The sequence below is a fragment of the Bradyrhizobium genomosp. I (2014) genome (assembly GCF_000261685.1).
In the GTDB taxonomy this organism is placed as follows: domain Bacteria; phylum Pseudomonadota; class Alphaproteobacteria; order Rhizobiales; family Xanthobacteraceae; genus Bradyrhizobium.
Genome location: NZ_AJQE01000420.1, coordinates 1 through 5743 on the forward strand (window position 1 = coordinate 1; position 5743 = coordinate 5743).

A 5743-nucleotide genomic window follows, 5' to 3' on the forward strand; every position below is an offset into this window, starting at 1 on the left:
GGGCGCCTGCCGGCGAGCTGCGGGACCTGGACCGTTCGCCTGATGGGCGGCCTGGTCATCGCCATTCTCATCCTGCCGATCATCGTGGTGATGATCATTTCCTTCAGCAGTGCAAGCTATCTGACCTTCCCGCCGCCGGGCTTTTCACTGCGCTGGTACGAGCAGTTCTTCTCCGATTCGAACTGGATGCGGGCGTTCTGGACATCCCTGATCGTCGCGGCGATGTCGGCCGGCATTGCGATCGCGCTGGGCGCGTCGGCGGCGCTCGGCATCGTCAGGAGCTCAATCCGAGGCAAGTCCGCCATCATGCTGCTGCTGGTGAGCCCGATCATCGTGCCGCCGGTCGTGCTCGGCCTGTCGCTCTACAGCCTGTTCCTGCGTTTCGATCTCGTCGGCTCCGTCTTCGGCCTCGCCGCCGCGCATGCGATCGGCGGCCTTCCGATCGTCGTGGTGATCCTGTCCGCTTCGCTTCAAGGCGTCGATACGAGGCTCGAACAGGCGGCCGCCGTCCACGGCGCATCGTCCTTGACGGTGTTCCGCCTGGTGACGCTGCCGGCCATCATGCCGGGCCTCGCCGCGGCGACGTTCTTCGCCTTCCTGCATTCGTTCGACGAGCTGGTGCTGACGCTGTTCCTGTCGAGCGCGGAGCTGAAGACGCTTCCGCTCATGCTGTGGGGCGACATCAACTATCGCCTCAATCCGGTGCTGGCCGTGGTCTCGACGCTGGAGGTGCTGCTGGTGGTGGCAGGGCTCGTCCTTGCACGACCCGTTCTCGCCACGTCGCGGAAGGCGGCGTGACACAGATCCATTTCAACTGGAGGAAAGAGAAAATGCTGGGAATGAAACGCTTGCGACTATCGGCTTCCGTATTGGCCTCGGCCCTGTTCGTCGCGATGGGAACGGGTCTGGCTCAGGCGCAGAGCAACGTCGTGATCATGCAGGATCCGGGCGGCGGATATGGCGATGCATTGCGCAAGGTCATGTACGACCCGTTCGAGAAGGAGACCGGCATCAAGGTCGTCACCGTCCAGGAGGCCCGTAGCGGCCCGCGCATCAAGGCGCAAGCCGAAGCCGGCAAGGCGCAATGGGACCTGACGTTCATCTTCGACCAGGAAACGAAGCTGCTCGGCGACTGCTGCCTGGCCGATATCGACTATTCCAAGCTTTCCGAGGCGGCGAAACAGACGCTGGCGGCGATGCCGGACAACCTGAAGCGCAAGAAGGGCGTGGCATTGCAGGTGATCGGCGTCGGCCTCGTCTACAACAAGGACAAGTACAAGGGAGAAAACGTACCGACGAGCTGGGCCGACTTCTGGGACGTGAAGAAATTTCCCGGCCGGCGCTGCATGCCCGCCTGGCCGCGTTTCGTATTCGAGGCGGCGCTGATGGCCGACGGCGTGGAGAAGAGCAAGCTCTACCCGATCGACATGGAGCGGGCGCTGAAGAAGATCAAGGAGATCAAGCCCCATATCGCCAAATGGTGGACGACGGCCGCACAGCCGCCGCAGCTCCTGCTCGACGGCGAGGCCGACATGTGCATGGCCTACACCGGCTCGATGAGCAAGCTCGCCCTGGAGGGCGCCCCGATCGAGCTGACCTTCAATCAGGGCTTCGTCTACTACGACTTCTTCTCGATCCCCAAGGGAGCGCCGAACTACGACAACGCGCTGAAGCTGCTTTCCTGGCGGCTCGAGCCCAAGCGCGCGGCGCAGCTCACCTCGACCTTCCCGGTCGCCCTTCCCTCCAAGGTCGTGTTCGAGGCGGCGACCGACAAGAAGCTCGCCCGCTACTGGGCCAACAACCCGGACAACATCTCGAAGGCGATCGAGTGGAGCCCGGATTATTGGGGCGCACGGTCCCCGGCCGGAAATTCCACCAACGAAGAGTACGGGCAGGAGAAGCTCAACGCCCTGCTGGCCCAATAGGCAGGCCGACCCGCGGCGTAACCCCGATCCGGACGAATCGGGGTTACCCCATCGCGGGCTATGGCCGGTGGTCAGGCCATGCTAGATCGGACGAAAGATCATTCTGTTTCGGCTGGCGGATGGATAAGGCTTTTATCAAGGGACTGCGTCTCCTGGAAGCACTTGCTCTGAGCGAGCAGCCTCGTGGGGTCACGGACCTCGCGAGCGAGCTGAAGCTCACCAAGAGCAACGTGCACCGGCTGCTGATGACCTTGCAGTCCCAGGGCTATGTGCGCCAGATACCCCCGCACAGCATGTATGAGCTCACCACCAAGATCTGGGCGCTCGGCAGCCACGTCATCCACCGGATGGACCTCATCAACGTCGCGCGTCCGGCGATGACGAAGCTCGCCGAGATAACCGGCGAAACCATTCACCTGTCCGTGCTCGAGGATACCGACGTCGTCTACGTCGACAAGATCGAAAGCGCTCACCATATCCGCGCCCATACGAGCGTGGGCATGCGCGCTCCCGCGTTCACCATGGCGACCGGGAAGGCGATGCTCGCATACATGCCTGACGACTACCTGGAGCGATTCCGCCCGCATCTCAGGCGCTACACCGAGACGACGCGCACGACGATCAAGGAGCTGCGCGAGGACATCGAGCTGGCACGCGCGCAAGGCTACTCCTCCGTGCTGCACGGCGAGTGGCGCGAGGGCATCGCGGCCTGCGCTTGCGCGATCCTCGGTCGCTCCGGCGAGCTCGTCGGAGCGATCGGCATGTCCGGGCCCGACACGCGCATCAAGCGCAAGCAGATCAAGGAATATTCGGTTCACGTGATGGAGGCAGCCCGAACCATCGGCGCCGCCCTCGGCTATTCCAACAGGGCGGCGGCCTATCCCGCCGTGAGAGGCGATCCTGCGCCGTCACATCAATCGCGCCGCGCCCCCTGATCCTGCCGGCCACGATGTCCGCAGCCGGCCGTGGCAGCGCGGACGAACATCGAGCAAGATCGCCTTTGACGGCGGCAAATTGCTGCGTAATCCACGTAATCGACGATGTTGGGTGAGCGGACAACGACCAACGCGCAAGTTTTGACACCCGCGCCCCTCCGTTGTACGGGCGCGTAGCGCGGGACGTGAAAACATAGAGAGCGTAAGTCATTGAAACTAATGGTTGGAGTGGCAGGATTCGAACCTGCGACCCCTGCGTCCCGAACTATGCGACGTATGGCTAAATCATTGATTTATTTGAAATCGACCTAACGAAAACACACGAACAGATGAGCTGCTGCCGGTTTGATGGACACCAGGTTAAGCTAATCCCACCTTGCGCTCGAACTCAACGGGGCTGAGATAGCCGATGGTCGAGTGCCTGCGGATCGTGTTGTAGAATCTTTCGATGTAGTCGAACACATCGGCGCGTGCCTCGTCTCTGGTCCTGTAGGTTTTGGCTTCCGTCCGTTCGGTCTTGAGCGAGGAGAAGAAGCTTTCCATCGCCGCATTGTCCCAGACATTGCCGGAACGGCTCATGCTGCAGACGATGCCGTGGTCGGCCATCAGGCGCTGGAACTGATCGCTCGTATACTGACTGCCCTGATCGGAATGGTGCAGCAGCGCATCCGGCTTGCCGCGGCGCCAGACAGCCATCAGCAATGCGTCCGTCACGAGCTGTGCCGTCATGGCGGCACTCATCGACCAGCCCACCACCCGGCGCGAGAACAAGTCGATCACCGCCGCGACGTAAAGCCAGCCCTCGGCCGTCCAGAGATACGTAAAGTCGGCGATCCACTTCTGGTTCGGCCGCTCGGCAATGAACTGCCGGTCAAGGAGGTTTGCCGGCACGGCCTCGAGCTGCCGGTCGCCGCTGTCCTTCGGCAAGCGCCGCCGGCGTGGCCGTGCCCGTAAGCCCTGGAGGCGCATCAGTCGTTCGATCTGGTGGAGGCCACAGTCAGCCCCCTCCGCGAGCAGATCACGCCACACCCGGCGCGCGCCATAGGTGCGGTCGCTTGCCATGAAGCTGGCCTTGACCTTGCCGCCGAGCTCCTCGTCGCTGCGGGATCTGGCGCTGGGAGAGCGGTTCAGCCAGGCATGGAAGCCCGACCGCGACACCCCCAGCGCATCGCATAGCCATGCCACCGGCCAGATCGCCCGGTGCTTCGCGATGAAGACGAACTTCATGTCGCTTCCTTCGCGAAGAAGGCTGCGGCCTTTTTTAGGATGTCCCGCTCGGCCTTCAGCTTGGCGACCTCACGGCGCAGCCGCTCGATCTCCTGCTGCTCGGGCTTCATCTGCCCATGACCGGGGAAGGCCTGCACCGGGTCGGAGCCGAACTCCTTGACCCACTTGCGCAGCACGTTCTCATGAACGTCTAGGTCGCGGCCGGCTTGTGCCACCGACACCCCGCGTTCCCTGACCAGCTTGACCGCCTCGATCTTGAACTCGCGACTGAACTTCCGTCTCTTCATTGCCCACCTCCGGCTTCATGAAACACCTAATCTCGGTGTCCATCAAACCGGCAGCAGCTCAAGACGTAGAAACTACAGGGGTAGGAGTACCGGCTAACCTATCGGCTGCGGCATTTTACTCTTAAGGCGTATCTGCTCAATTTGCCCCCTCAACCCCAACAGCTGACCTGAAATCTTTTGAGCCAAGAACGGCTTCTTTTCGACCTTCAGGCTAGCCTCGCCAACGCGAATTTTCTTGTGCTGGCGGTGAGGTGGCATCAATGTTTTCCCATCGACGATAACGCCAGTTATTTCAGCCGGCCGCTCCACGTAGAGCTTTTCCTTATGATAGCGGAGACCGGCGCGATGGATCGTCTGCCTGATCTCCCACATCATCGATTCGCTAACGTTCTCTCCCGACACAGTGACATCGTCGATGTACACCGTCAGTACGCAATCGTGAGCCTTACAGGTTTGCGCAACTGAGGACCAAACGTCCAAGTGCGCAAAATAGGATAGAATGGGACTGAGGGGACTACCGGTGGGCAGGTGTTCGCGATAGCACGAAAGCCGAGTCAACGTCCCTGCCAAGTCACGTTCGCAGCGAAGCACTTTGTCGAAGAACCAAAAGACTCTCCGAGATTTCGTGCTGGGGAAATATTTATGAATGTCCAGACACCGAACAACGCGGTTGCCACGATGCTGAGCGGCGTTCTGGATGTAATCACGTCCTTTCACAGGACAAAACAGAAAATCAGGGGGGTCGATACGACTCAAAAGCTGAGCAAGGCTTGACTGAACTTTCTTCAGCGGGCGTTGAGGATCTTCTATATGACGAAGGCCACTTCCGTTTTTCTTCGGCCTATCTTTCTCTCGATACAAGGTGTCAGCGTTTCGCGTGAGCCAGCGAAGCTCGCGATCACTGATACCCAAAAGCTGTGCAAGCTTTGCGCGCCGTTTTAGTCTGAACAGTGGCGACTGATCGAGCGGATAGCGCTTTTCATTGCTCGGCATGAAGGTGGTCCGAGCGAACTTCAATGAATTTCAGGAGCTTTACGATCTTCCCTGCGACCGCCAAGCGAACGTTCTTTAGCGAACGACCGTCTTCAATATGCTCAGAAAAGAACATTATAGATGATACTGGAATTCCGAATTCTGACGAGTATTTTTCGATAATCTCAAGTGTCGGCTTCTTGCGCCCCTTTTCAATCTCGGAGAGATAAGACTTGGAGATACCAAGCCGCTCCGCGACGTCGCCCTGCTTCGCGTCGTGATAAACACGGATCAATCTTAGTGCTTCGTTGAGCATTGTCTCTCCAATACAAAACAGGGAGGCGTCTACTCCCGAAAGACTTTGGAGATTCGATCGTGTCCCAAGGAGTGGTGTAGC

At 60.1% G+C, this 5743-nt stretch carries 6 protein-coding genes; 3 read left to right on the plus strand and 3 right to left on the minus strand.

What is annotated here, in order from left to right; translation table 11 throughout:
* From IC50_RS36480 to IC50_RS36490, 3 genes are all read left to right on the plus strand, one after another.
* Positions 1-798, plus strand: a 798-nt coding sequence (locus IC50_RS36480) for an ABC transporter permease (RefSeq protein WP_035716417.1), incomplete at its 5' end; no start/stop codon positions are given.
* Between the two features lie 32 nt (positions 799-830).
* Positions 831-1925 carry an extracellular solute-binding protein gene (locus tag IC50_RS36485; RefSeq protein WP_035716418.1) on the plus strand — a complete coding sequence of 365 codons (1095 nt, stop codon included), beginning with the start codon at positions 831-833 and terminating at the stop codon, positions 1923-1925.
* 119 nt (positions 1926-2044) lie between these two features.
* Entirely contained in the window at positions 2045-2860 is an 816-nt protein-coding gene (locus IC50_RS36490) for an IclR family transcriptional regulator (RefSeq protein WP_035716420.1), read from the plus strand.
* A gap of 360 nt (positions 2861-3220) precedes the next feature.
* Here the strand turns inward: IC50_RS36490 and IC50_RS36495 are convergent.
* The 3 genes from IC50_RS36495 to IC50_RS36510 all read right to left on the minus strand — a co-directional run.
* Positions 3221-4374 (minus strand): IS3 family transposase gene (locus IC50_RS36495; RefSeq protein ID WP_085974135.1). Its coding sequence is split into 2 segments (ribosomal slippage): positions 3221-4125 and positions 4125-4374, totalling 1155 coding nucleotides; the frame shifts between segments, so codons are not numbered across the junction.
* A 93-nt stretch (positions 4375-4467) separates the two neighbouring features.
* Positions 4468-5367 carry a reverse transcriptase family protein gene (locus IC50_RS36505; protein WP_050991194.1) on the minus strand — a complete coding sequence of 300 codons (900 nt, stop codon included), beginning with the start codon at positions 5365-5367 and terminating at the stop codon, positions 4468-4470.
* On the minus strand, positions 5354-5743 hold a 390-nt coding region (locus tag IC50_RS36510; RefSeq protein WP_210161549.1), incomplete at its 5' end, for a helix-turn-helix transcriptional regulator. The genes IC50_RS36510 and IC50_RS36505, both read right to left, overlap by 14 nt.

Bases quoted from the DNA above. Each gene is read 5' to 3' on its own strand.
- IC50_RS36505 (WP_050991194.1), bottom strand. From the start codon at position 5,367: ATGCCGAGCAATGAAAAGCGCTATCCGCTCGATCAGTCGCCACTGTTC.
- IC50_RS36490 (WP_035716420.1), top strand. From the start codon at position 2,045: ATGGATAAGGCTTTTATCAAGGGACTGCGTCTCCTGGAAGCACTTGCT.
- IC50_RS36485 (WP_035716418.1), top strand. From the start codon at position 831: ATGCTGGGAATGAAACGCTTGCGACTATCGGCTTCCGTATTGGCCTCG.